General features: G+C 71.7%; 22 protein-coding genes. 14 read left to right on the top strand and 8 right to left on the bottom strand.

All coding sequences use genetic code 11. The annotated features are described in order from the left end of the window. The gene (locus V5F49_RS09985; RefSeq protein WP_394117460.1) at positions 1–1059 is read left to right on the top strand and encodes an RluA family pseudouridine synthase; all 1059 of its coding nucleotides are present in this window, start codon (positions 1–3) and stop codon (positions 1057–1059) included. A 137-nt stretch (positions 1060–1196) separates the two neighbouring features. Continuing rightward, entirely contained in the window at positions 1197–2099 is a 903-nt protein-coding gene (gene rpoH, locus V5F49_RS09980; RefSeq protein WP_394117461.1) for an RNA polymerase sigma factor RpoH, read from the top strand. A gap of 91 nt (positions 2100–2190) precedes the next feature. On the opposite strand, the gene V5F49_RS09975 is transcribed toward rpoH, so the two are convergent. Beyond that, entirely contained in the window at positions 2191–2424 is a 234-nt protein-coding gene (locus V5F49_RS09975; RefSeq protein WP_394117462.1) for a hypothetical protein, read from the bottom strand. Positions 2425–2969: 545 nt separating this feature from the next. On the opposite strand from V5F49_RS09975, the gene V5F49_RS09970 reads away from it, so the two are divergent. Continuing rightward, positions 2970–3842, top strand: coding sequence for an undecaprenyl-diphosphate phosphatase (locus V5F49_RS09970; RefSeq protein ID WP_394117463.1), 873 nt, complete (start codon positions 2970–2972; stop codon positions 3840–3842). Between the two features lie 51 nt (positions 3843–3893). Here V5F49_RS09970 and V5F49_RS09965 read toward each other — a convergent pair whose 3' ends face one another. Beyond that, positions 3894–5018, bottom strand: a complete 1125-nt coding sequence (locus tag V5F49_RS09965) for a site-2 protease family protein (protein ID WP_394117464.1) — start codon at positions 5016–5018, stop codon at positions 3894–3896. Between the two features lie 107 nt (positions 5019–5125). Between V5F49_RS09965 and V5F49_RS09960 the strand changes: the two genes are divergently transcribed. The 4 genes from V5F49_RS09960 (at position 5126) to V5F49_RS09945 (ending at position 8194) form a co-directional block, all read left to right on the top strand. Next, positions 5126–5617, top strand: coding sequence for a MarR family winged helix-turn-helix transcriptional regulator (locus V5F49_RS09960; RefSeq protein ID WP_394117465.1), 492 nt, complete (start codon positions 5126–5128; stop codon positions 5615–5617). An 8-nt stretch (positions 5618–5625) separates the two neighbouring features. After that, complete coding sequence (locus V5F49_RS09955) at positions 5626–7014, top strand: multidrug effflux MFS transporter (protein ID WP_394117466.1); 1389 nt, start codon at positions 5626–5628, stop codon at positions 7012–7014. Positions 7015–7124: 110 nt separating this feature from the next. Continuing rightward, positions 7125–7547 carry a cysteine rich repeat-containing protein gene (locus V5F49_RS09950; protein ID WP_394117467.1) on the top strand — a complete coding sequence of 141 codons (423 nt, stop codon included), beginning with the start codon at positions 7125–7127 and terminating at the stop codon, positions 7545–7547. A 14-nt stretch (positions 7548–7561) separates the two neighbouring features. Continuing rightward, entirely contained in the window at positions 7562–8194 is a 633-nt protein-coding gene (locus V5F49_RS09945) for an OmpA family protein (protein ID WP_394117468.1), read from the top strand. 127 nt (positions 8195–8321) lie between these two features. Here the strand turns inward: V5F49_RS09945 and V5F49_RS09940 are convergent, their stop codons facing one another. After that, positions 8322–9275, bottom strand: coding sequence for a hypothetical protein (locus tag V5F49_RS09940; RefSeq protein ID WP_394117469.1), 954 nt, complete (start codon positions 9273–9275; stop codon positions 8322–8324). Between the two features lie 220 nt (positions 9276–9495). On the opposite strand from V5F49_RS09940, the gene V5F49_RS09935 reads away from it, so the two are divergent. Beyond that, positions 9496–9960 (top strand): hypothetical protein, encoded by a 465-nt coding sequence (locus tag V5F49_RS09935; protein ID WP_394117470.1) that lies wholly within the window; start codon positions 9496–9498, stop codon positions 9958–9960. Positions 9961–9984: 24 nt separating this feature from the next. Here V5F49_RS09935 and denD read toward each other — a convergent pair whose 3' ends face one another. From denD to V5F49_RS09910, 5 genes are all read right to left on the bottom strand, one after another. Beyond that, positions 9985–10962: a D-erythronate dehydrogenase gene (gene denD, locus V5F49_RS09930; RefSeq protein WP_394117471.1), complete on the bottom strand. Its 978-nt coding sequence runs from the start codon at positions 10960–10962 to the stop codon at positions 9985–9987. Between the two features lie 20 nt (positions 10963–10982). After that, positions 10983–11729, bottom strand: a complete 747-nt coding sequence (locus V5F49_RS09925; RefSeq protein ID WP_394117472.1) for an SDR family oxidoreductase — start codon at positions 11727–11729, stop codon at positions 10983–10985. Between the two features lie 30 nt (positions 11730–11759). After that, the gene (locus V5F49_RS09920; RefSeq protein ID WP_394117473.1) at positions 11760–12467 is read right to left on the bottom strand and encodes a GNAT family N-acetyltransferase; all 708 of its coding nucleotides are present in this window, start codon (positions 12465–12467) and stop codon (positions 11760–11762) included. Between the two features lie 9 nt (positions 12468–12476). Then, positions 12477–14291, bottom strand: coding sequence for an IlvD/Edd family dehydratase (locus V5F49_RS09915; protein WP_394117474.1), 1815 nt, complete (start codon positions 14289–14291; stop codon positions 12477–12479). Positions 14292–14429: 138 nt separating this feature from the next. Beyond that, on the bottom strand, positions 14430–15617 hold the full coding sequence (locus tag V5F49_RS09910) for a low temperature requirement protein A (protein WP_394117475.1): 1188 nt from the start codon (positions 15615–15617) through the stop codon (positions 14430–14432). Positions 15618–15890: 273 nt separating this feature from the next. On the opposite strand from V5F49_RS09910, the gene V5F49_RS09905 reads away from it, so the two are divergent. The 6 genes from V5F49_RS09905 to V5F49_RS09880 are packed head-to-tail and all read left to right on the top strand — an operon-like array spanning position 15891 to position 21430. Further along, entirely contained in the window at positions 15891–16742 is an 852-nt protein-coding gene (locus V5F49_RS09905; protein ID WP_394117476.1) for an energy-coupling factor ABC transporter ATP-binding protein, read from the top strand. Beyond that, positions 16739–17359, top strand: a complete 621-nt coding sequence (locus tag V5F49_RS09900; RefSeq protein ID WP_394117477.1) for an energy-coupling factor transporter transmembrane component T family protein — start codon at positions 16739–16741, stop codon at positions 17357–17359. Before V5F49_RS09905 ends, V5F49_RS09900 begins: the two co-directional genes overlap by 4 nt. 8 nt (positions 17360–17367) lie before the next feature. Beyond that, positions 17368–17925 (top strand): biotin transporter BioY, encoded by a 558-nt coding sequence (locus tag V5F49_RS09895; RefSeq protein ID WP_394117478.1) that lies wholly within the window; start codon positions 17368–17370, stop codon positions 17923–17925. Continuing rightward, positions 17922–19385 (top strand): AMP-binding protein, encoded by a 1464-nt coding sequence (locus V5F49_RS09890; protein ID WP_394117479.1) that lies wholly within the window; start codon positions 17922–17924, stop codon positions 19383–19385. Before V5F49_RS09895 ends, V5F49_RS09890 begins: the two co-directional genes overlap by 4 nt. Next, a complete protein-coding gene (locus V5F49_RS09885) occupies positions 19382–20488 on the top strand; it encodes a thiolase family protein (RefSeq protein ID WP_394117480.1) in 1107 nt (368 codons plus the stop codon). Before V5F49_RS09890 ends, V5F49_RS09885 begins: the two co-directional genes overlap by 4 nt. A 51-nt stretch (positions 20489–20539) precedes the next feature. After that, complete coding sequence (locus tag V5F49_RS09880) at positions 20540–21430, top strand: CHAD domain-containing protein (RefSeq protein WP_394117481.1); 891 nt, start codon at positions 20540–20542, stop codon at positions 21428–21430. Positions 21431–21716: the final 286 nt, after the last annotated feature.

The following is a 21716-nucleotide window of genomic DNA, read 5'->3' as shown; positions in this document are numbered from 1 at the left end:
ATGAACACGACGCTGAACACGGCCGCGGACGGCCTCGACGAGCTCGACGAGGACACGCTGGTCCTCACGGTCGAGGCCGGGGCGGAGGATGCGGGCGAGCGGCTCGACCGCGTGCTCGCGCGCCGTCTGGCCGCGCAGGTGCCCGACCTCAGCCGCACCCGCATCCAGCGTCTGGTTGCGGAGGGGCAGGTCTCCGTCGGCGGGCGAGTGGTAGGGGACGCGGCCGGCCGGGTCAATGCCGGCGAGGTCTACACCCTGCTGCTGCCGCCTCCCGAGCCCGCAGCGCCGGTGCCGGAGGACCTTCCGCTCGTGGTGGTCTACGAGGATGCCCACCTGATCGTCATCGACAAGCCGGCCGGCATGGTGGTGCATCCCGCGCCCGGCCATGCCACCGGCACGCTGGTGAACGCGCTGCTGCACCATTGCGGCGACAGCCTTTCCGGCATCGGCGGGGTGCGGCGGCCGGGCATCGTGCATCGCATCGACAAGGACACTTCCGGCCTTCTGGTGGTGGCCAAGTCCGATGCCGCCCACAAGGGCCTTGCCGCCCAGTTCGCCGACCATGGCCGCACCGGTCCGCTGGAGCGGGCGTATCGCGCCTTCGTCTGGGGCGTGCCGGAACATCGCGGTACCGTCGATGCGCCCATCGACCGCCACGCCACCCATCGCCAGAAGATGGCGGTGCGCGCCACCGGTCGCCACGCCATCACCCACTGGGAGGTGCTGGAGCACTATGACGGGCGCGGGCGTGACGGGGTCGCGAGCCTGCTGGAATGCCGGCTGGAGACCGGCCGCACCCACCAGATCCGCGTCCACATGGCCCATGCGGGCCATCCGCTGCTGGGCGACGAGGTCTACGGCCAGGGCTTCCGCACCAAGGAGACGCTGCTTCCCGGCCCCGCCCGTGCCCGCCTCGCCGGCCTGAAACGGCAGGCGTTGCACGCGGCCCGTCTCGGCTTTGCGCACCCGGTTACCGGGGAAACGCTGCTGTTCGACAGCGACCTGCCGGCGGATCTGAAAGACCTGGCGGCGGCGCTGGGCGACATTACCGGCGCGTAATTCTCTCGCGTCGACGTGAGCGGATGAAACCTATCGGCGTTCCGTTCGTATCTGTATCATTGAGTGTTGCGGCGGGCGTCATGCGGCCGCAGTGGTGGTCGCCCGCATGGGGACCGCGGGGAAAGGGAGGCCTTACGATGGCCCAGTCCAAGTCCATGCCCGTCCCGTCTGCCGAAGGCGGGCTTTCGCGGTATCTCGAGGAGATCCGGCGGTTTCCCATGCTGGAGCCGCAAGAGGAATATATGCTCGCGAAGAGCTGGCGCGAGCACGGCGACCGAGATGCCGCTCACAAGCTGGTGACGAGCCATCTGCGCCTCGTGGCGAAGATCGCCATGGGCTACCGCGGCTACGGGCTTCCCATCTCCGAGGTCATCTCCGAGGGCAACGTGGGCCTCATGCAGGCGGTGAAGCGGTTCGAGCCCGAGAAGGGCTTCCGCCTCGCCACTTATGCCATGTGGTGGATCCGCGCCTCCATCCAGGAATACATCCTGCGCTCGTGGAGCCTCGTGAAGATGGGCACCACGGCCGCGCAGAAGAAGCTGTTCTTCAACCTGCGCAAGGCCAAGAGCCAGATTTCCGCGCTGGAGGAGGGCGACCTGCGCCCCGATCAGGTGCAGCAGATCGCCACCAAGCTCGGCGTGAGCGAGCAGGACGTGGTGGACATGAACCGCCGCCTGTCCGGCGACGCCTCCCTCAACGCCCCCATCCGCGAGGATTCGGAAGGCGGCGAGTGGCAGGACTGGCTGGTGGACGAGCGGCTCGACCAGGAAGAGCAGCTCGCCGAGAGCCAGCAGCTGGACAACCGCCGCTCGGCCCTCTCCGGCGCGCTCTCGGTGCTCAACGACCGCGAGCGCCGCATCTTCGAGGCGCGCCGCCTCACCGACGACCCCATGACGCTGGAGGACCTCGCAGCCGAGTTCGGCGTCTCCCGCGAGCGGGTGCGGCAGATCGAGGTGCGGGCCTTCGAGAAGGTGCAGAAGGCGGTGATGGACCGCGTCCGCCAGATCGAGGCGCCGAAGGCCGAGGCGGTCGGCGCCTGAGAGGGCCCCCCCCCGGGGGGCCGGTCTGCGGGCTTCAGGTCGTTGACACCGCAATGTGCTGATGCAGCGCCTCCCTGGGGAGGCGCTGTTTTCAATCGATGCTCTGGCCGGCGATCAGGACGGCCAGGAACGCGAACGATATGATCGCGACCAGGGCAAGCAGCCCGCCCAGCACCAGCCGGTCCGCGCGCGCAGACTCTGCCGCACGGGCGGCTTCGTTGGGGGCGGCGGGAGGGGCGACGACGTCCGCTCCATGCGTCCCGCTTCCACGGCTCGCATCGTCATGCGTTTCGTGCCGCTGCGCCGCTATCGTCTTGTCCGCCATATCATTACCTTGGGGAATGAAAGATATACGCTGCCCGATGGCGGTCTGCTTCGATGCCTGCCGCCATTGCCGGATTGATGACAACTGATTTGGTTCTTTCCGCTTTTTCAATCGCCGGATGCTTTGACGTAAGGTCGTATCGGGCAGTGCATTTGGATCAGGACTGAATTTCTGCCGCTGAAATCAGAGTGTTAATTTACACGGATGTGCGGATGGCTTTCCGTAATCTGGGGGTAAGGCCGGGCGCTGACGCGCGTCACGCAGCGGTCTGTGACCCATGGGAAGACGGCGGAGGCGCAAATGTCGCGGCCTCGCGAGGGGTGCCGCTATAAAAACATCTTCAAGAACAGGGCTCTGCTTGAGGCGGCCAACGGGTTTCGGATGCCATCCCCGCCTTCCCTGCGCTAAGAGCACGCAGGTCCGTCTGTTCCGTTGAGCGTGGAAAGCGGCTAGTCAAAGCTGCGCCAAGGCAGGGTCCGCGTTGCGGTCGATACTGTATTCGCGCGCCGATCGTGCCTTCTTCCCACGCAGGGGAAACCCGTCACATGGCCAGCGTCTGCACCAGCGGGGTCGACACCGGATTTGTCGCCCTGGGTCCCGCCAAGATCGCGCTTCTCGGCGTGGTCCAGGGGATCACCGAGCTTCTGCCCATCTCCTCCACCGCGCACATGCGGATCGTGCCGGCCTTCCTCGGCTGGCCCGATCCGGGCTCGGCCTTCTCCGCGGCCATGCAGCTCGCCGCGCTGGTCGCCGTGGTCAGCTATTTCCGGCAGGACCTGCGCGAGCTGGCCTGCGGAACGCTCTCGGCCGTGCGGGCGGGGGATTATCGCGCCCATGCTCCGCGCGTGGTGCTCGGCATCATTCTCGGCACGATTCCCATCGTCATCGCCGGCCTGCTCCTCAAGACGAAGCTGAACGCCTGCGGCTCGTCCCTGCGTGAATTGTGGGTCATCGGCGCGGCGAGCCTCGTCATGGGGCTCCTGCTGGCGGTGGCCGAGCTCGTCAGCCGCCATGCGCGCAGCTTCAGCCAGATCGGCATCATCGATGCGCTGATCGTCGGCGTCGCCCAGGTGGGCGCCCTCATCCCGGGCGTGTCGCGCTCGGGCTCGACGCTGACAGCCGCCATGTTCCTCGGCCTCAAGCGCGAGGATGCTGCCCGGTTCTCCTTCCTGCTCGGCCTGCCCGCCATCTTCGCCGCGGGCGTGAAGGAGCTGCTGGAGCTCCATCACGCGGGCCTCGACGCCGAAGGCTGGACCGTGCTCGCCATCGGGCTGGCCACGGCCTCCCTTTCCGCTTTCGTGGCGATCTGGGGCCTGATGAAGGTGATGGAGAAGCTCTCCGCCTGGCCGTTCGTGATCTACCGGATGCTGATGGGGGCCTTCCTGCTGTTCGCGGTCTATACCGGTCTCATGTCCTGAGGCCGGTGCCGCGCGGCCGTGAACGGCTGCTCCCCGCGCGGTCGCCCGGGGTCAGGCGCCGTGGTTGAGGGGGGAGTTCCGCCCCTCGCCGCGCGCCACGTGGATCATCATCAGCTCGCCCACATTCTCCGGCGTCAGCAGGCCGACGAGGCGGCCCGTGCCGTCCACCACGCCCACGGCCGGGGCCTGGGCGGTGGTGATGAGCTTCAGCGCCGCATCGAGCTTGGAGCGGGCGTCCACGGTGGGGATGTCCGCCTGCATCACCTCGATCACGGGGGTCTGCGGCCCCTGCTCCTTCAGGGCGCGGATCATGGCGTCGCGGGTCAGCACGCCGCGCAGCCGGCCGCCGCCGTCCACCACCGGGAACTCCTTCTGGGTGGAGCGGATCAGCGCCTCGACGGCGTCATCCACGGTGGATTGCGGGCCGAGGTGCTCGAAATGGGTGATCATGGCGTCGGCCACGATGTGCCCGCGCGAAGCCTCGCGCAGCTGCACCTGCCCGGCCTCGCCGGAGGCGGCGAGGAACACGAACACGCCGATGATCATCAGCATGGGGTTGGTGAAGATGCCGAGCAGGCCGAGGCCGATGGCGAGGCCCTGGCCGATGGAGGCGGCGGTGGCGGTGGCGCGGGCAAAGCCCATGTTCATGGCCAGCAGCGCGCGCAGCACCCGCCCGCCGTCCATGGGAAAGGCGGGGATGAGGTTGAACAGCACCAGGAAGATGTTGGCCCCGGCGAGCTTCACCAGCATGGAGGTGCGCGGGTCCTCGATCTTGGCGAGGTCCTCGGGCTTGATGTCGGTGCCGTTGAGGGTGAGGCTGAGCACGATCAGCAGCGCGAGCGCGATCACCACGTTCACCAGCGGCCCGGCGATGGCCACCACCAGCTCCTGCGAGGGCTTCTCGGGGATGCGCTCGAGGTTGGCGATGCCGCCGAACGGCCACAGCGTGATGTCCGGCGTCTTCACCCCGTAGTGGCGGGCGGCGAACACATGCCCCAGCTCGTGCAGCAGCACGCAGCCGAACAGCAGCGCCACGAACAGCACGCCCTCCCACGCCGCCTGCGACCCGCCGGAGCGGTAATAGGCCGCCCAGATCCAGACCAGGAACAGCAGGAACGTGACGTGGATGCGGATGGCGGTCTCGCCGATCCGGCCGATGGTGAGGGACCAGGGCATGGACGGTCTCCGTGGGTCTGCGCCACACATAGCGCCCCCTGACGCGAGCGCAATGCGGGGGTGCCTGTCTTGATAGTAAGGGCAACTTACTATATCTGTCCCTTATCATGATGACGTCTGCCCCCGTCTCCCCCGCCCAGCGCGGCTCCGCCCGCGAGCCCGCCCTCGGTTTCGTGCTGGTCGAGGCGGCGCGCCTCTATCGCGCCCGCATCGACCGCGCCTTCGAGCAGGCCGGCCTCGGCCTCACCGCCGGCGAGGCCCGCACGCTTGCCTATGTGAACGCCCATCCCGGCCTCAGGCAGGGCGCGCTGGCCGAGAAGATGAACGTGGAGCCCATGACGCTGGTGGGCTTCCTCGACCGGCTGGAGGCCGCCGGTGTGGTGGCCCGCGAGGCCGACCCCACCGACCGGCGCGCCAAGATCGTGGCGCTCACCCCCGCCTCCGCGCCTTATCTCGAAGGCATCGCCGACACCGCGGCCGCCACCCGGCGTGAGGCCACCTGCGGCCTGTCGGCGGACGAGCAGGAGATCCTGCGCGGCCTGCTGCTGCGGCTGCGCGACAACCTCGCGCGCGAGCACCGCGCCCGGGACGAGAAGTGAGGCCCGCCATGCACGGCTCCGCCTCCGCGCCGGTTTCGCCTGCCGCGCCCGCCACCCCCGCCACCCCTGCCTCCTCCGCGCCGGGGCCGCTGATGACCGAGCGGGAGGTGGCCGTCATCGGCGGGCTGATGGTCATGCTCGGGCCCATCAGCCTGTCCATGTACACGCCGGCCCTGCCCACGCTGGTGACGGCCTTCGGCACCTCCATCGCCACCGTGAAGCTCACCCTCACGGTGTTCTTCCTCGGCTTCGCCTTCTCGCAGCTGGCCTGCGGGCCGCTCTCGGACGCCTTCGGCCGGCGGCCGGTGGCGCTGGGCTTCTTCGGCATCTATCTGGTGGGCAGCGTGGTGGCCATGCTGGCCCCCGGCGTCGGCTTGCTCATCGCCGGCCGGGCGCTCCAGGGCATCGGCTGCGCCGCCGGCATCGCCCTGTCGCGCGCGCTGGTGCGCGACCAGTACACCGGGCAGGCCTCGGCACGGATCATGAACCTCATCGGGACGCTTCTGGCCATCGGGCCGGCGGTGTCGCCCACGCTCGGGGGCATCCTGCTCGGCGTCGCCAGCTGGCACGTGATCTTCGTGGTGATGGCGGCCTATGGCCTGGTGCTGGTCGCCGTGCTGGCGCTGCGCGTGCCGGAGACCAACCGGGCGCCCGACCGGGCCCACGCCTCGCCGCGCGGCATCGCCCGCAACTACCGGCGGCTGCTCACCGACCGCGCCTTCATGCGCCCGGCGCTGACGGCGGGGTGCGGCCTCGGCGGCATCTACACCCTCTCGGCCCTGCTGCCCTTCATCCTGATCGAGCGCGTGGGGCTTTCGCCCACCGGCTTCGGCTTCGCCATGGTGCTGCAGACCGGGGCGTTCATGACCGGCACGCTCATCGCCCGGCCGCTGCTCAAGCGCCACAGCGCCCAGAGCCTTGTCGCCCCCGGACTGGCGCTGGTGGCGGCCGGCGCCGCCGGGCTCGCGCTCTCGCCCCAGCTGCTGCCGCTGTCCACCGCCAGCGTCATGCTGCCCATCTCCCTGTGGGCCTGCGGTATCGCCCTGATGCTGCCGGGCTGCACCACCTCCGCGCTCGCGGGCGTGGCGCCCATCGCCGGAGCGGCCTCGGCGCTGATGGGCTTCCTGCAGATCGGCAGCGGCTTCCTCGGCACCTCGCTCGCGGTGCTGTTTCCCTCGCCGCTGGTGGCGATGATGGTGCTGCTGCCCGGTTTCGCCGTCACCGCGGTCGGCGCCCACGTGCTGCTGGCGCCGCGGCGGCAGATGGCGCCGGCGCCGGTGACGGCGGTCGACGCCACCGACCTCGAGCTCGCCGCCGATCCGCTGGGCGTGGTGGGCGCGGCCGGCGACGAGATCGAGGCCGGCACTTACGCGGACACCGCCACCCGCAGGCCGTGATTCAGGCGCCGCATGCCCCGGCGCGCCATGGTGCCCGGAGCGGCAGTTGACCCACCCGACGCAGCCGTGATGATGGCGGCCCCGCTATAGCGGGACATTGGGGGGACCACATGCGATTCGCAGGACTAGTTCTGGCGGCGCTGCTCGCGCTCGCCGGCGGGCAGGCGCGCGCCCAGACCGTCAGCTATGCCCAGGCTGCCGGCCTTCTGGCGCAGCATTGCGGCGACGACATCATGAAGCTCTGCCGGGGGCTCAATCTCGGCAACGGGGCGATCCACGACTGCCTCGCGACCAATTCGGGCCGCTTGTCCGCGGCCTGCGCCGCCAACCACGCCTCCATCCGCGAGATGACCGAGGCCCGTGCCGTTGCGCAGAAGCAGGTCTACCAGGTCTGCAACCGCGACGCCGCCCAGTTCTGCCCCGGCCTCGTGCCGGGCGACGGCAACATCGTCTCCTGCCTGCTGGAGGCGTCGAAGGTGGTGAGCGCCACGTGCACCGCTGCGCTGGTCAACGCCGGCTACAATCAGCAGTGAGGGGAGGGCGAGACATGTCCACGTTCCGATTTGCCGCCCGCCGGCGCCTCGCTCCGGTGCTCGCCTGCGCCGCGTTCGCCTGCGCCTCCTCGATGCTCGGCGGGGCCCCCGCCGCGGCCCAGGCGTTCACCCCCAACAGCCAGATCGTCCAGGGCCTGCAAAGCGCCATCGACGACGTGCCGCAGGTCTCCGCCGAGTCCCTGCGCGGGCTCGCCCTGGCGCACATGCAGTATTCCGGCCCGCCGGAAAGCCGCCCGCCGCTCGCGGTCCAGCTCGACAAGCTGGCGCAGATCAATGTGGAGATCGAGTTCGACCTGAACTCCGCCATGATCAAGCCGGCGTCCTACCGCACCCTCGGCTCCATCGCCGATGCCATGCACAATCCGGTGCTGCTGGGCTACCGCTTCCTCGTGGTGGGCAACACCGACGCCACCGGCACGCGCGAGCACAACCTGACGCTCAGCCAGCAGCGGGCGGATGCGGTGGCCAATGCCCTCACCACCACCTTCCGGGTGGATCCCCGCCGGGTCGAGGCGGTGGGTGTCGGCGAGGAATCCCTGCAGGACCCCAAGCATCCCGACGCGGCCATCAACCGGCGGGTCCAGATCTTCAACGTCGGCCGCGCCGGACCGCTCGCCCCGCAATAGGCGGACCTCGTCCAGACAGAAACGCCGCCGCCCGGAGCCGGGCGGCGGCGTTTTTCCTTTCAGCCGGTCGTGACCCGGGCCGGCCGGGGGTGCCGCGCCGGTCCGGATCGCCGGAACCTGTGGCGGGTCAGCCCTTGCGGCCGCGGCCGCGGACCGGAGCGGCCTTGGCCGGAGCAGACTTCGCCGGAGCCTTGGCGACGGCGGGGGCCGACTTCTTCACCTCGGCCACCCGGGCGGTCTTGGCGGCCGGCGCCTTGGGCTTGGCGGGAGCCTTGGGCGCAGCCTTCGGAGCTGCCTTCGCCGGCGCCTTGGCCGGGGCGGGGGTCTCGACCTTCACCGCGGCCTCGGCCTTGGCGGCGGGCTTGCGCGCGGGCGCCTTCGCCGGAGCGGCCTTGCTCGCAGTCTTGGCGGCCGGCTTGGCGGCGACCTTGGCCGCAGTCTCGGCCTTCGCCTCGGCGGGCTTCACCTCGGCCGGGGCCGGTGCGGCAGCGGACGTCGCGGCGGCCTTCACCGCAGCCTTGGGCGCGGTCTTGCTCGCGGCCTGGGCAGCCGGCTTGGTAGTCGCCTTGGTAGTCGTCTTGGCCGGGGCCTTCGGCGCCGGCTTCGCGGCCGGCTTGGTCTCGGGCTTGGCTTCGGTCTTGGCCTTGGCTTCGGTCTTGGCCGGCGCGGGCTCCGCCTTGGGAGCCGGCTTGGCAGCCGCGGCCTTCGCAGGGGCAGCCTTGCCGGTGGCGGCCTTCACCGCGGTGGAGCCCTTGGCGGCAGCGGCCTTGGGAGCCGCAGCCTTCGGAGCCGCGGCCTTCGGAGCCGCAGTCTTGGCCGGGGCAGCGGCCTTGGCGGGGACGGCGGCCTTCACCGCCACAGGCTTCACCGCCGCAGGCCTGGCAGCCGCCTTGGTGGCGGGGGCCTTCGCGGCCTTCGTTGCCGGCGCCTTGGCGGCGGCCTTCACCTTGTCGGGGGCCTGGGTGAGCGCGGAGCCGGCCAGGGCCCGGATCTCGTCGTGGGTGAGGCTGCCGGGCTCCTTCAGGGCCTTGGCGGCGATGCGGCTCACCTCGTTGCTCGTCACTTCCGGCTTCTTGGCCATGACTCTTCTCCGAATTCGACGCGCCGGCGCGGAACTCCAAGTCGAATCACGACGTTCGCCAGCGTTTGATCCTTCACCCGGGAAGTTTTGCGGAATGGTTAACGCCTTCTGCGCGGCGGCGGCGCCGAGGATGTCACACCGGCGTCGGCGGTGCCCTCTAGAATGCCGAATCGTCGCGGGGGCGGAGGGAGGCCGGGCACGTCCCGGCCGAGGAGATGCGATGTCTATGAACGGGCGGCCGACCGTGCTGTTCCTGTGCCCTGACAACGGCGGACCGAGCCTGCTGGCCGAGGCGCTGGCGTTCGAGGCCCATCCGGACCTGCGCGCCTTCAGCGCCGCGGCGCTGGTGCCGGGCCTCGTGGACCCCGCGCTCATCGCCTGCCTGGGCGGCGCGGGGCTGCGGAGCGACGGGCTCGCGCCGAAGCCGGCGCAGCTGTTCGCCCTGTCCGGCGCCCCGCGGCTCGATGCGGTGGTGGCGCTGGGCGAGGAGGCGCGCCGGGCGATGCGGCGCCTCGCCTTCATCGGGCCGGTGCGCAGCGAGACCTGGCAGATCCCCGAGGTGCCCCGCACCGCGCCACCGGGAGAGCGGCGCGCGGCCTATGACCGGCTCCTGACCGATCTCGGCGCCGCCCTGGCGAGCCTGGAACGGCGCATCGCCTTCCGCCTGTCGGGGGTGGCGGCGTAGGGCTTGCCCCCGCCGCCGGCCCGTTCAGCCGGCGATCCTGCCGCCGAGCTCGTCCTCGATATGGATGCGGATGATCTCCTCGAACGAGCTCTCCGCCTTGAAGCCGAGCTCCGTCGCGCGGGCGGCGTCGAACCTGCGCGGCCAGCCGGCGACGATGCCCTCGATCACCGGATCCGGCGCCTTCCGGATGCGCGCCACCGCCGTGTCGCCGGCCACCTTGCGCAGCGCCTCGATCTGCTCGCCCACGGTCACGGCAAGGCCGGGCATGGTGAGGTTGCGGCGCGGGCCCACCGTCGCGCCGTCGATGGTGGCGGCATGGATCAGGAAGCCCACCGCCGAACGTGGCGAGGCGTGCCAGTGCATCACGTCTTCCGACACGGGCAGGACAGCGTCCTGCCCGGCCAGAGGCTCGCGGATGATGCCGGAGAAGAAGCCGGAGGCCGCCTTGTTCGGCAGGCCGGGACGCACGCAGATGGTAGGCAGGCGGATGCCGATGCCGTCCAGGAAGCCGCGCCGCGTGTAGTCCGCCAGCAGCAGCTCGCCCATGGCCTTCTGCGTGCCGTAGGAGGTGAGCGGCGTGTGGAAATACTCGTCCGGGATCGCCTCCGGGAACGGCGCGCCGAACACCGCGATGGACGAGGTGAAGACGAGCCGGGGAACATAGCCCTCGATCACGCGCACGGCGTCCAGCAGGTGGCGCGTGCCGTCGAGGTTGATGCGGTAGCCCTTGTCGAAATCCGCCTCCGCCTCGCCCGAGACGATGGCGGCGAGGTGGAAGATGACGTCCGGCCTTTCCGCCACCAGCGCCTCCGCCTCGCCGGGCACGGAGAGGTCAGAGACGCGGGTATCGATGGGAAACGGCGCCTCGGGCGGCTTCGGGGCCACCACGTCGTGGGCGGTGAGGCGGGTGATGGGCTTGCCGCCCAGGCGGCCGTCGCGGGAAAGGCGTTCGATGAGCTTGCGGCCCACCATGCCGGCGCCGCCGATGACGAGAATATGCATGTGGTTCCTCCCGCCGCCGCTCAGAGCGCCCAGCCGCCGTCGATGATGTGGATCTGCCCCGTGGTGAAGGCGCTTTCGTCGGACGCGAGATAGAGCGCGAGCGCCGCGATCTCCTCCGCCGTGCCGAGCCGGCCCATGGGCTGGCGGCCGACGAAGTCCGCGCGCACGTCGTCCAGCGAGCGCCCGGTCTGGCCAGCCACCGCGGCGATGCGCTCGTCGAGCGAGGGCGACTGGATGGTGCCGGGGCAGATGGCGTTGGCGCGCACCCCCTTGAGGATGAAATCCGCCGCCACCTGCTTGGTGAGGCCGATCACCGCCGCCTTGGTGGTCCCGTAGACATAGCGGTTGGGCACGCCGCGGATGGAGGAGGCGGCGGAAGCCACGTTGACGACCGAGCCGCCGCCCTTCGCCAGCATCCCCGGCAGGAAGGCCGAGAGCGTGCGGTGCATGGACTTCACGTTGAGGTCGAAGGAGAAATCCCAGTCCGCCTCGGTGGTGTCGAAGATGTTGCCCTGGTGGACGTAGCCGGCGGCGTTCACCAGCACGTCGAGGGCAGGCAGCGCCTGCGCCAGCGCGTTCACCGCGGCAGTGGAGCGCACATCAAGGGCGCGGGCCTGAACGCCGGAAAGCCCGTCGAGCTTTCCCGCATCGAGATCGGTGGCGATCACCTGCGCGCCCTCGCGCACGAACGCCTCCGCGATCGCGCGGCCGATGCCCTGTCCCGCCGCCGTCACCAGCGCGGTCTTGCCTTGAAGTCGTCCTGCCATGGCGTTCCTCTTCCTTCCTTGCGGGTCGCGTCAGAGCGCGGCCCGGATGTCGTCCAGCCGCCGGCGCTGGTGCCCGTCTGGGTCGAAATTGGATGGGTCGAGCCACGCCTCGAACGCCGCCTTGGCGCGCGGCCATTCGGTGTCGAGCATGGCGTACCAGGCGGTGTCCCGGTTGCGGCCCTTGACGATCATGTGCTGGCGGAACAGCCCCTCGAAGCTGAAGCCAAGCCGCTCGGCGGCCCGGCGCGAGGGGGCGTTCAGGGCGTTGCACTTCCATTCGTAGCGGCGGAAGCCGAGATCCTCGAACGCATGGCGGGCCATGAGGTACATGGCCTCCGTCGCCCCCGGCGTGCGCTGGAGCGGCGGGGTGTAGAGGATGTTGCCGACCTCGATCACCCGATGCGCCGGCTCGATGCGCATGTAGGTGGCATGGCCGACCGGGCGGCCGCCGGCGGTCTCCTCGATGGCGAGGAGCAGCGGGTCCGCCCTGGTGGCGGCCTCGGCGTAGGCGCGGGCGAAGGCGGCTTCATCCGGGAACGGCGGCGGGAACAGGTAGGCCCACAGGGCCTCCTTCTCCGCCCCGTGGGACAGGGCGAACAGCCCGGCCGCGTGTCGTTCGACATCGAACGGCACGAGGCGGACGTGCCGCCCTTCCAGGGTCACGGGCGAGGGCGCCCGCGCGGGGCCGCCCTCCACCGGTGCGCCGACGGGTACGCCGGGCGCCGCCTCTTCGCTCATGATGTCTGCTCAGTGGTTGTCGCGGGGAACGCCCATGGTCTGGGCGACCCGCTGGTACTTCACCGCTGGCTTCAGCACCATGCCTTCGTCGAACTGGGCCACCATGGAGCGCTGGATCTCCTGCCACGGGGTCTGGCTGGCGGGCATGGGGAAGCCGCCGTGGCCCTGCAGGTCGGCGCGGCGCTGGGCCAATTCCTCCGGCGGGATGAGGATGTCGGCGGTGCAGGTGTTGAGGTCGATGCGCACCCGGTCGCCGGTCCTCAGCAGCGCGAGGCCGCCGCCGGCCGCCGCTTCCGGCGAGGCATTGAGGATGGAGGGCGAGCCCGAGGTGCCGGACTGCCGGCCGTCGCCGATGCACGGCAGGGCATGGATGCCCTTCTTGATGAGGGCGGCCGGCGGCTGCATGTTCACCACCTCGGCGCCGCCGGGATAGCCCAGCGGCCCGGTGCCGCGGATGAACAGCAGGGTGTATTCGTCGATGCCCAGTGACGGGTCGTCGATGCGGTGGTGGTAGTCCTCCGGCCCCTCGAACACCACGGCGCGGCCCTCGAAGGCCTCCGGGTCCCTGGGGTTGGAGAGGAAGCGCTGGCGGAACTCCTCGGAGATCACCGAGGTCTTCATCACCGCGTTGTCGAACAAATTGCCGTGCAGGACGATGAAGCCGGCATCCTCCTTCAGTGGCGCGTCATAGGCCTTGATGACCTCGCGGTCCCAGGAGAGCTTGCCGGTGCAGTTCTCGCCCATGGTGCGCCCGTTCACGGTCAGCGCGCCCTCGTGGATCTTGCCCTTCGCGATCAGCTCCGCCACCACCGCCGGCACGCCGCCGGCGCGGTGGAATTCCTCGCCGAGATACTCGCCGGCGGGCTGGAGGTTCACCAGCAGCGGGATCTTGTGGCCCACCGCCTGCCAGTCGTCCACGTTCAGCGGCACGCCCACGTGGCGGGCGATGGCATTGAGGTGGATGGGCGCGTTTGTGGAGCCGCCGATGGCGGAATTCACGCGGATGGCGTTCTCGAACGCCTCGCGGGTGAGGATGTCGGAGGGCTTCAGGTCCTCCCACACCATGTCCACGATGCGCTTGCCGGTGTCGTAGGCGATCTGGCCGCGCTCGCGGTAGGGGGCGGGAATGGCGGCGCAGCCGGGCAGCGACATGCCCAGGGCCTCGGCCAGCGCGTTCATGGTGGAGGCGGTGCCCATGGTGTTGCAGTGGCCCACCGAGGGGGCTGAGGACGCCACCACGTCCATGAACTCGTCATAGTCGATCTCGCCGGCGGCGAAGCGCTCGCGGTTCTTCCACACCACGGTGCCGGAACCGGTGCGCTCGCCCTTCCACCAGCCGTTCAGCATCGGCCCGCCCGAGAGCACGATGGCCGGGATGTTCACGGTGGCGGCGGCCATGATGCAGGCGGGGGTGGTCTTGTCGCAGCCGGTGGTCAGCACCACGCCGTCGAGCGGATAGCCGTAGAGGATCTCGACCAGCCCGAGATAGGCGAGGTTGCGGTCGAGCGCCGCGGTGGGGCGCTTGCCGGTCTCCTGGATGGGGTGGACCGGGAACTCGAACGGCACGCCGCCCATGGCCTCGATGCCGTCGCGCACGCGCTTGGCGAGGTCGAGGTGATGGCGGTTGCAGGGGGAGAGGTCGGAGCCGGTCTGGGCGATGCCGATGATGGGCTTGCCGGACTGCAGCTCCTCGCGGGTGAGGCCGAAATTCAGGTAGCGCTCGAGATAGAGCGCGGTCATGCCGGGGTTGTCGGGATTGTCGAACCAGAGCTGCGACCTGAGCTTGAGACCGTGCTTCTCGGGCTGCTCGCCTTGACCGGACATGAACCACTCCCCTCTCGACGGGCATCCGGCGATCCGCCGCCGCCGGATTTTAATCGATTTGATCGGCGGGATTTATGCGCCCCGCCGCGCCGGAAATCAATCGGGATCGATGCGGTTCGAAAACCGGCGGGCGGCCTCTTACCCCTCCGCCTGCGCCGTCATCCGGCGGACGGACGCTCCCTCCCAGGCGGCGACCACCAGCAGGGCGACGGTGGCGGCGGCCCCGAGCCCCAGCGGGCTGAAGAAGCCGGAAAGCGGGACCAGCGCGACGAGCAGGGCGATCCCGACCAGATGGGACAGCGGGATGCGGCCGAGCAGGGGATATTTGAACAGGCCGCAGCCGAGCACGTAGATCGCCGGACCGCCGACGATGGCGGTCGCCGTCGCCGTGGAGACCTCTCCGCCGGGGTGGGCGAGGATCAGCTCGTCGGAGACGGCGCAGCCGATGATGCCGACGACGATGATCTGGTGGATGTAGGTGTAGTTGAGCCGGGCCATGTGCCCGGTCTCGCCCGCGTGGGCGAAGCGTGCGCCGGCGCGCTCGGAGCCGGTGTCGAAATAGATCCACCACATGGCGACGGTCCCGACGAAGGCGGTGACGAAGGCAGCGACGTTGTGGAGCGTCCAGGCGAGGTCGGCGGCGGTGGCGCCGGTGACCAGGATGGATTCGCCCAGCGCGATGATGATGAAGAGCGCGCAGCGTTCCGCCATGTGCCCGCCCTCCACGCGCCATTCCGCCGCCTTCGAGGCGCCGAGCCCCGGCACGAAGAAGCCGGTCGCCGGCGCGAGGCTCTCCAGCGCCACCGCCGCCGCCCAGAGCCCCAGCCGCAGGCCGTCGTGCGCCAGGGCTCCGGCGATCCACAGCGCCGCGGCCAGCGCCTGCCAGCACAGGATGCGCCTGAAGTTCAGGGCCTGGGCGGGATCGTGGCGGCCCACGGCCCAGATGGTGAAGGCCGAGCGCCCGGTCTGGAACGTGGCATAGGCGAGCGCGAAGGGGAGCGCGCCCTCGTGGAACGCCTTCGGCAGGGTGGCGGAAAGCACGAGCCCGACCAGCATCAGCACCAGCAGCATGAGCCGTACCGGCTTGCGCTCGGGATCGAGCCAGTTGGTGACCCATGCGGTGTCGATCCACGCCCACCAGACCGCGATGAAGAGGATGAGCGTCTGCAGCAGCCCGGTGAGGGAGAGATCGTGCAGGAGGTGGTGCGACAGCTGGGTGATGGCGAAGACGAAGACGAGATCGAAGAACAGCTCGACGAAGGTGACCCGGTGGTGCCCGTGCTCCGACGCCCGCCGCAGAAGGAACTGGTTCGCGCTCCGGCCCATCTCGTGTCCCCCATGCCTCGACGGCAGGATGCGTCGCCGGTGCCCGGATGCGCAAGGCGCCGCACGCGCTTCCCTCGCCGGTCCCTGCCCGAGGGTTTGCGGCGGCTCGAAAACCGGCTAATCGAAGGAGCGCATCGCTGCGGCGTCATCGCGCGCGGGCGGCCGTGGCGTGCGACGGCAGCGCGCGGCGACGAAGCATGCCGCCGCCGTTTCCCGACGCGGGCCTGCGCCCGCCCCGCTGACAGCCGCCGGCGCGCGGTTCCGAGAGGTGCGATGGCCATCTTCCGCCCTAGCCCGCAGCAGCAGCCCATCCGGCAGGCGGGGCCTGTCCGGCTGGCCGGCGTGGAGGTGACCCGGGGCGGACGCGCGGTGTTCTCCGGCCTCAGCCTGACCCTGGCCGAGCGCCGCATCGGCCTCGTCGGCGACAACGGTTCCGGCAAGTCCACGCTGCTGCGCCTCATCAACGGGCTCGTGCTGCCGGATGCGGGCAGCGTCACCGTGGGCGACCTCGACAGCCGGCGCGACCGGCGTCGCCTGCCGGCCCAGGTGGGCTTCGTGTTCCAGAACGTGGATCACCAGATCATCTTCCCCACCGTGCGCGAGGAAGTGGCGTTCGGCCCCATCGCGCAGGGCGTGCCCAAGGCCGAGGCCAACGCCGCCGCCGAGCGTCTGCTGGCCCGTCACGGCTGCGCCGGCTGGGGCGAGCGGGCGGTGGCCGATCTCTCCGAGGGCCAGAAGCAGCTGGTCTGCATCCTTGCCGCGCTGGCGGCGGGCCCGCGCGTGCTGCTGCTGGACGAGCCCTTCTCCGCCCTCGACCTTTCCGCCCGCCTCGCCTTCGCGGCGCGGCTCGCCGCCCTCGACCTGCAGGTGGTGATGGCGAGCCACGACCTGCACCTGTTCGACGGCTTCGACCGGGTGCTGTGGCTGAAGGGCGGCATGGTGGCCGCCGACGGCACGCCCGGAGAGGTCATCCCCCTCTATGAGGCCGACGCGAAGGCCCGCGCCGCCGCTGCGGTGGAGGAGGCCCGCCGGCTCGGCGCGGCCGCCCAGGAGCAGACGCCCCCCGGCGCCGCCGCGGCGAACACCGGGCGTCGGCGCATCGCCGCCGGGGAGCCGGGCGCGTGATCGCCGGCTACCTGCCCGGCCACAGCCTGCTGCACCGGACCCCGGCGGGCGTGAAGCTGATCGCGCTCGCGCTGCTGTCCATCCTCATCCTGCCGCTCACCGATCCGATCATCCTCGCGCTGGTGCTGGCGGCGGTGCTCATCGTCTATGCCTCCTTCGGCAGGCGCGGGCTCGATCGCATCCTGGAGTGGCGGAGCCTGCTGCCGCTGCTCGCCATCATCTTCGCGCTGCAGATCTGGGCGGCATCGCCTGCGATCGCGGTGGCGAGCGTGCTGCGGATCGCCGTCATGGTGCTGATCGCCGATCTCGTCACCCTCTCCACCCGCCTGCAGGACATGATGGACGCCCTCGCCGTGCCCCTGCGCCCGCTGGCGCGGCTGGGGCTCGATCCCGAGCGCCTGTCGCTGGCGGTGGCGCTGGTGCTGCGCTTCGTGCCGGTGCTGCTCGCCAGCTGGCGCGGGCGCGAGGAAGCCTGGCGCGCCCGCAGCCCCCGCCGGCCGGGCCTCGTGCTCATCGGCGCCTTCTTCTCCGGCGCGCTCGCCACCGCCGATCAGGTGGCCGAGGCGCTCGATGCCCGGGGCTTTGCCGCCCCGCCCCCCGAAACGCCCGAACCGTGAGGACCATCATGGACACCCGCACCCTCGTCCGCATCGCATTGGTGGCCGCCCTCATCGGCGCCCTCGGCTTCGTGCCGCCGCTGTACATGCCGCTCGCCGCCGGCGTGCCCATCACCGCCCAGAGCCTCGGCGTGATGCTGGCCGGCCTGCTGCTCGGCGCGCGCGGGGGGGCAGCCGCGGTGGCGCTGTTCGCCTTCGTGGTGCTGCTGGGCGCGCCGCTTCTGTCGGGCGGCCGTGGCGGGCTCGGCATCCTCGCCGGGCCGTCGGCGGGCTTCTTCATCGGCTACATCGCCGGCGCCTATGCGGTGGGCTTCCTCGCCGAGCGGCTGGCTCCGCGCCTGCCGGCCTTCGCCGCCGCCTTCGTGGCAGCCGTGGTGGGCGGCATCGGGGTGGTCTACCTGTTCGGCATCCCGGTGCTGGCCATGGTGGCCGGCATCGGCCTGTCCAAGGCGCTCATCGGCTCGGCCGTGTTCCTGCCGGGCGACCTCCTCAAGGCGGTGGGCGCCACGGTGCTCGCCACCACCGTGCTGCGCAACTGGTCCATCGCGGCCCAGCCCCGTCCGTGAGCATCACGCGGAACCTCGCCCGCCACGCTGCCGCGCGGCCGGACGCCCCGGCCCTCACCTGCGAGGGCGAGATCCTCACCTATGGCGCGCTCGCGACGCTGGTGGCGCGCTGCGCCGGCCGCTTCGCCGCCGCGCCGGCCGGGGGCATCGCGCTGGACCTGCCCAACGGCGCGGCGCTGGCGGTGCTGTTCCTCGCTGCCGCCCATGCCGGGCGGGAGGGGCAGGTGATGGATACCGCATGGCCGGCCCCCCTGCGGGCGCAGATGCTCGCCCGCATGGCGCCCGGCCTGCTCGTGAGCTGCGGGGCGGATGGCGGTGTGCGTGTTCCGAGGGAGCAGGGCATGGCCGGGCTCGCCGAGGCCGTCGGCGCCGGGCAGGCCGCCGCGTTGCCGCTGCCGGATGGCGCCCTGCCGTTCTATGTGGGCTTCACCTCCGGCTCCACCGGCGTGCCCAAGGGCTACCGTCGCGCCCATGCCTCCTGGACCGAGAGCTTCGACGCGGACACCCGCGAGTTCGGCATCGGCCCGGCGGACGTGGTGCTGGCGCCGGGCGCGCTCACCCATTCCCTGTTCCTTTATGCGCTGGCGCGGGGCATCGACGCCGGCGCCCACGTGATCCTCTCGCGCGCCTTCCGCCCCCGCGCGGTGGCCGATCTTGCCCGCCGCCACCGCGCCAGCGTGCTCTACGGCGTGCCGACGCAGCTGGCGCTGCTGCTCGAGCATCTGGACGCGGAGGACGCGACGCTGGACAGCGTGCGGCTGGTGCTGTGCTCGGGCGCCAAATGGCCGGCCGGGCGCAAGGCGCTGCTGGCGCGGCACCTGCCGGGGGCGGGGTTCGCCGAGTTCTACGGCGCCTCCGAGCTCTCCTTCATCACCGTCGCCAAGGCACACGAGCAGGTGCCGGAGGGCTCGGTGGGCCGCGCCTTCGACCGCGTGCGCCTCGCCATCCGCGACCGCGCCGGCCGCCGCCTGCCCGCCGGCCGCACGGGCCTCGTGTTCGTGGAAAGCCCGTTCCTCTTCACCGGCTATGCCACCGGGGAGAGCGACGACCTGCTGCGCCACGGGCCGGAACTGAGCGTCGGCGACATGGGGCGGCTGGACGAGGACGGCTTCCTGTTCCTCGCCGGCCGCGCCAAGCGCATGATCGTCACCTCCGGCAAGAACCTCTATCCGGAGGAGGTGGAGCGGGTGCTGGAGCTGCATCCGGCGGTGGAGACGGCGGCGGTGCTCGGCGTGCCGGACGGCAAGCGCGGCGAGCGGCTGGTGGCCTTCCTCGCTCTCTCGGAGGAGGGCGCGGCCACCCGCGCCGAGCTGACCGCATGGCTGCGCCCGCGCCTGCCCCTGTTCAAGGTGCCGCGCCTGTATGCGCGGGTCGCCGACTGGCCGCTCACCGCATCCGGCAAGACCGATTTTGCCGCCATCGCCCGGCTGTGGCCGGGCGGCTGCGAGCCTCTGGCGTGAGCGCCGTCGCGCTCCACGCTGCCCGCCGCTCGGCGGTGGTGCCGCGCGGCGGGGCGTTCCGCGACGTGGAGCCGGCGCTGCTCGCCGCCCCGCTCATCGCGCCGCTCCTCGCCGATGCCGGCATCGGCCCCGGGGCGGTGGACGAGGTGATCCTTGGCAATGCCCTCTCCGGCGGCGGCAATGTCGCTCGCGTCGCGGCGCTGGCCGCCGGCCTGCCGCAGGACGTGCCGGCGCTGACCCTCGACACCCAATGCTGTTCCGGCCTCGATGCCATCCGCCTCGGCGCCGCGCGGATCGCCGCCGGGGAGGCGCGCTATGTGATCGCCGGCGGGGTGGAGAGCTTCAGCCGCGCGCCTTTGCGCGCCCATCGCCCGCATGGCCGGGACGAGGCGCCGCGCTTCTATCGCCAGCCGGCCTTCACCCCCTGGCCGGAGCGCGAGCCGGAGCTGGCCGCCGCCGCCGCCGAGCTGGCGCGCCGGCATGGCCTTGCCCGCGCCGCGCAGGAGGCCTTCGCAGTGGAGAGCCACCGGCGGGCGCGCGCGTTTCCGCTCCCGCCGGGGGAGATCGTGCCGGTGGCCGGCGCGGCTGATGACCCGTTCGCGCGGGATCTTTCCGTGCGGCTGCTCGCCCGGCTGCCGGTGCTGGCGGGCGATGCCGCGCACGGCGTCACCGCCGCCACCACCGCGGTGGTGGCGGATGCGGCGGCGCTGGTGCTGCTGGGGCCGGCAGGGGAGGGCGGGGCGCGCATCCTCGGCGCGCTCGCGCGCGGCGGCGATCCGCTGATGCCGGCGCTGGCCCCGGTGGAGGCCATCGGCGCGCTGTGCGACCGTCTGGGCCTGTCCGCCGGCGACCTCGAACACGTGGAGCTGATGGAAGCCTATGCCGCGCAGGCCCTCGCCACCATCGCGCTGGCCGGTCTCGACCCGGAGCGGGTGAATGCGGGCGGCGGCGCGCTCGCCCGCGGCCATCCCATCGGCGCCTCGGGGGCGGTTCTGGCGGTGCGCGCCTTCCACCGGCTGCGGGCTTCCGGCGGGCGCGCGCTCATCGCCATCGCCGGCGCGGGTGGCATTGCGAGCGCCATGGTCCTATCTGTTGGGGGGTGATGCTGCCCCTCGGGGGGCGCAGATCGCCGAACCATGCGAGGTGGACCCGCGATGGACACGCGAACCGGGCCTTCGGCGCCGCCCCCGGCGGATATCCCGGCCGGCGATCCGCCCCCGGCCGTTCCCGGCGGCGCGGGCGCCCGGCTGCTGGCGGCGCTGGAGGGCGTGCTCGAGACCCTCAAGCAGGCGGCGGCCGATCCCGATCCGGTGGAGATGGTCCACGACGCCCGCAAGGCCATGAAGGAATATCGCGCGCTGCTGCGCCTCGTGCCGGGCACGCGGGCTCAGGAGGCGCGTCGCCACACGGCGGAGGTGGCGCGCGGCCTGTCCGGCGCGCGCGACCGGGCGGCGGCGGCCGAGGCGCTGGATATTCTGGAGGCCGGCGGACTGCTGATCGCCTGCGATGCCGGTGATGCGCGCACCGCCGTCGGCACCGACACGCCCGAGCCGGGCGAGGCCGGTGCCCACCGGGCGGCGCTGGGCGGCTTCCTGACCGAGGCCCGGGCCGCGCTGGCGGGGGATCTCGGTGCCGATGCGGCGGCGACCGACGTGGGGGAGGGGCTGCGCAGGGCCTATCGCAAGGCGCGCCGCGCCGCGCTCGACACCCCCGAGCACCTGCACGAGGCGCGCAAGGGCGTGGTGGTCCACCGCTACCAGATGAGCTTCCTGCACAGCGCCTTCGGCCGGGGCGGCAAGCGCGCCCGCAAGGCGCAGCGCCTGCGCGATGTCCTCGGCGCCCATCAGGACATCGAGATCCTCCGGCCCATGCTCCATGCCGCCGAACCGCCGCTTTCCGAGGGCGCGCGGGAGCGGCTGGACCTGGCCATGGCGCGGGCGCAGAAGCGGCTGCGGAAGAAGGCGCGGCGGGCGCATGGCGCGCTGTTCCGGCGGCGGCCGGGCCGGTTCCTCTCCCGCTACCGCAAGGCGCTGGCGCGTGATTGACCCGCATCATGGCGCGGCCGGCCGAGGCACGGATGCTGTCAGGTCGAATGCCGAGACGGCAGCGCCATGAAACGGCCCCGAGGCGGCGGCAGGACAGGAGCCACGCCGTGTGCCGCGCTGCCCGACGACGAACCTGAAGAGACCGGTCCATGCCCCGAGAGAACCGTCTTCCGCCCGCAAATGTCGCTGCCCCGGCCTCCGGCACGCCGGCCGGGTCCGCCGCCGCGGCGCCTCCTGCTCCGTCCGGCGCCCCCGCTCCGGCAGCCGCTCCCCCCGCCGCGGGGGC

This window comes from Xanthobacter lutulentifluminis (genome assembly GCF_043194675.2).
Taxonomy (GTDB): Bacteria; Pseudomonadota; Alphaproteobacteria; order Rhizobiales; family Xanthobacteraceae; genus Xanthobacter.
This window is presented reverse-complemented; position numbering and strand designations above follow the sequence as displayed.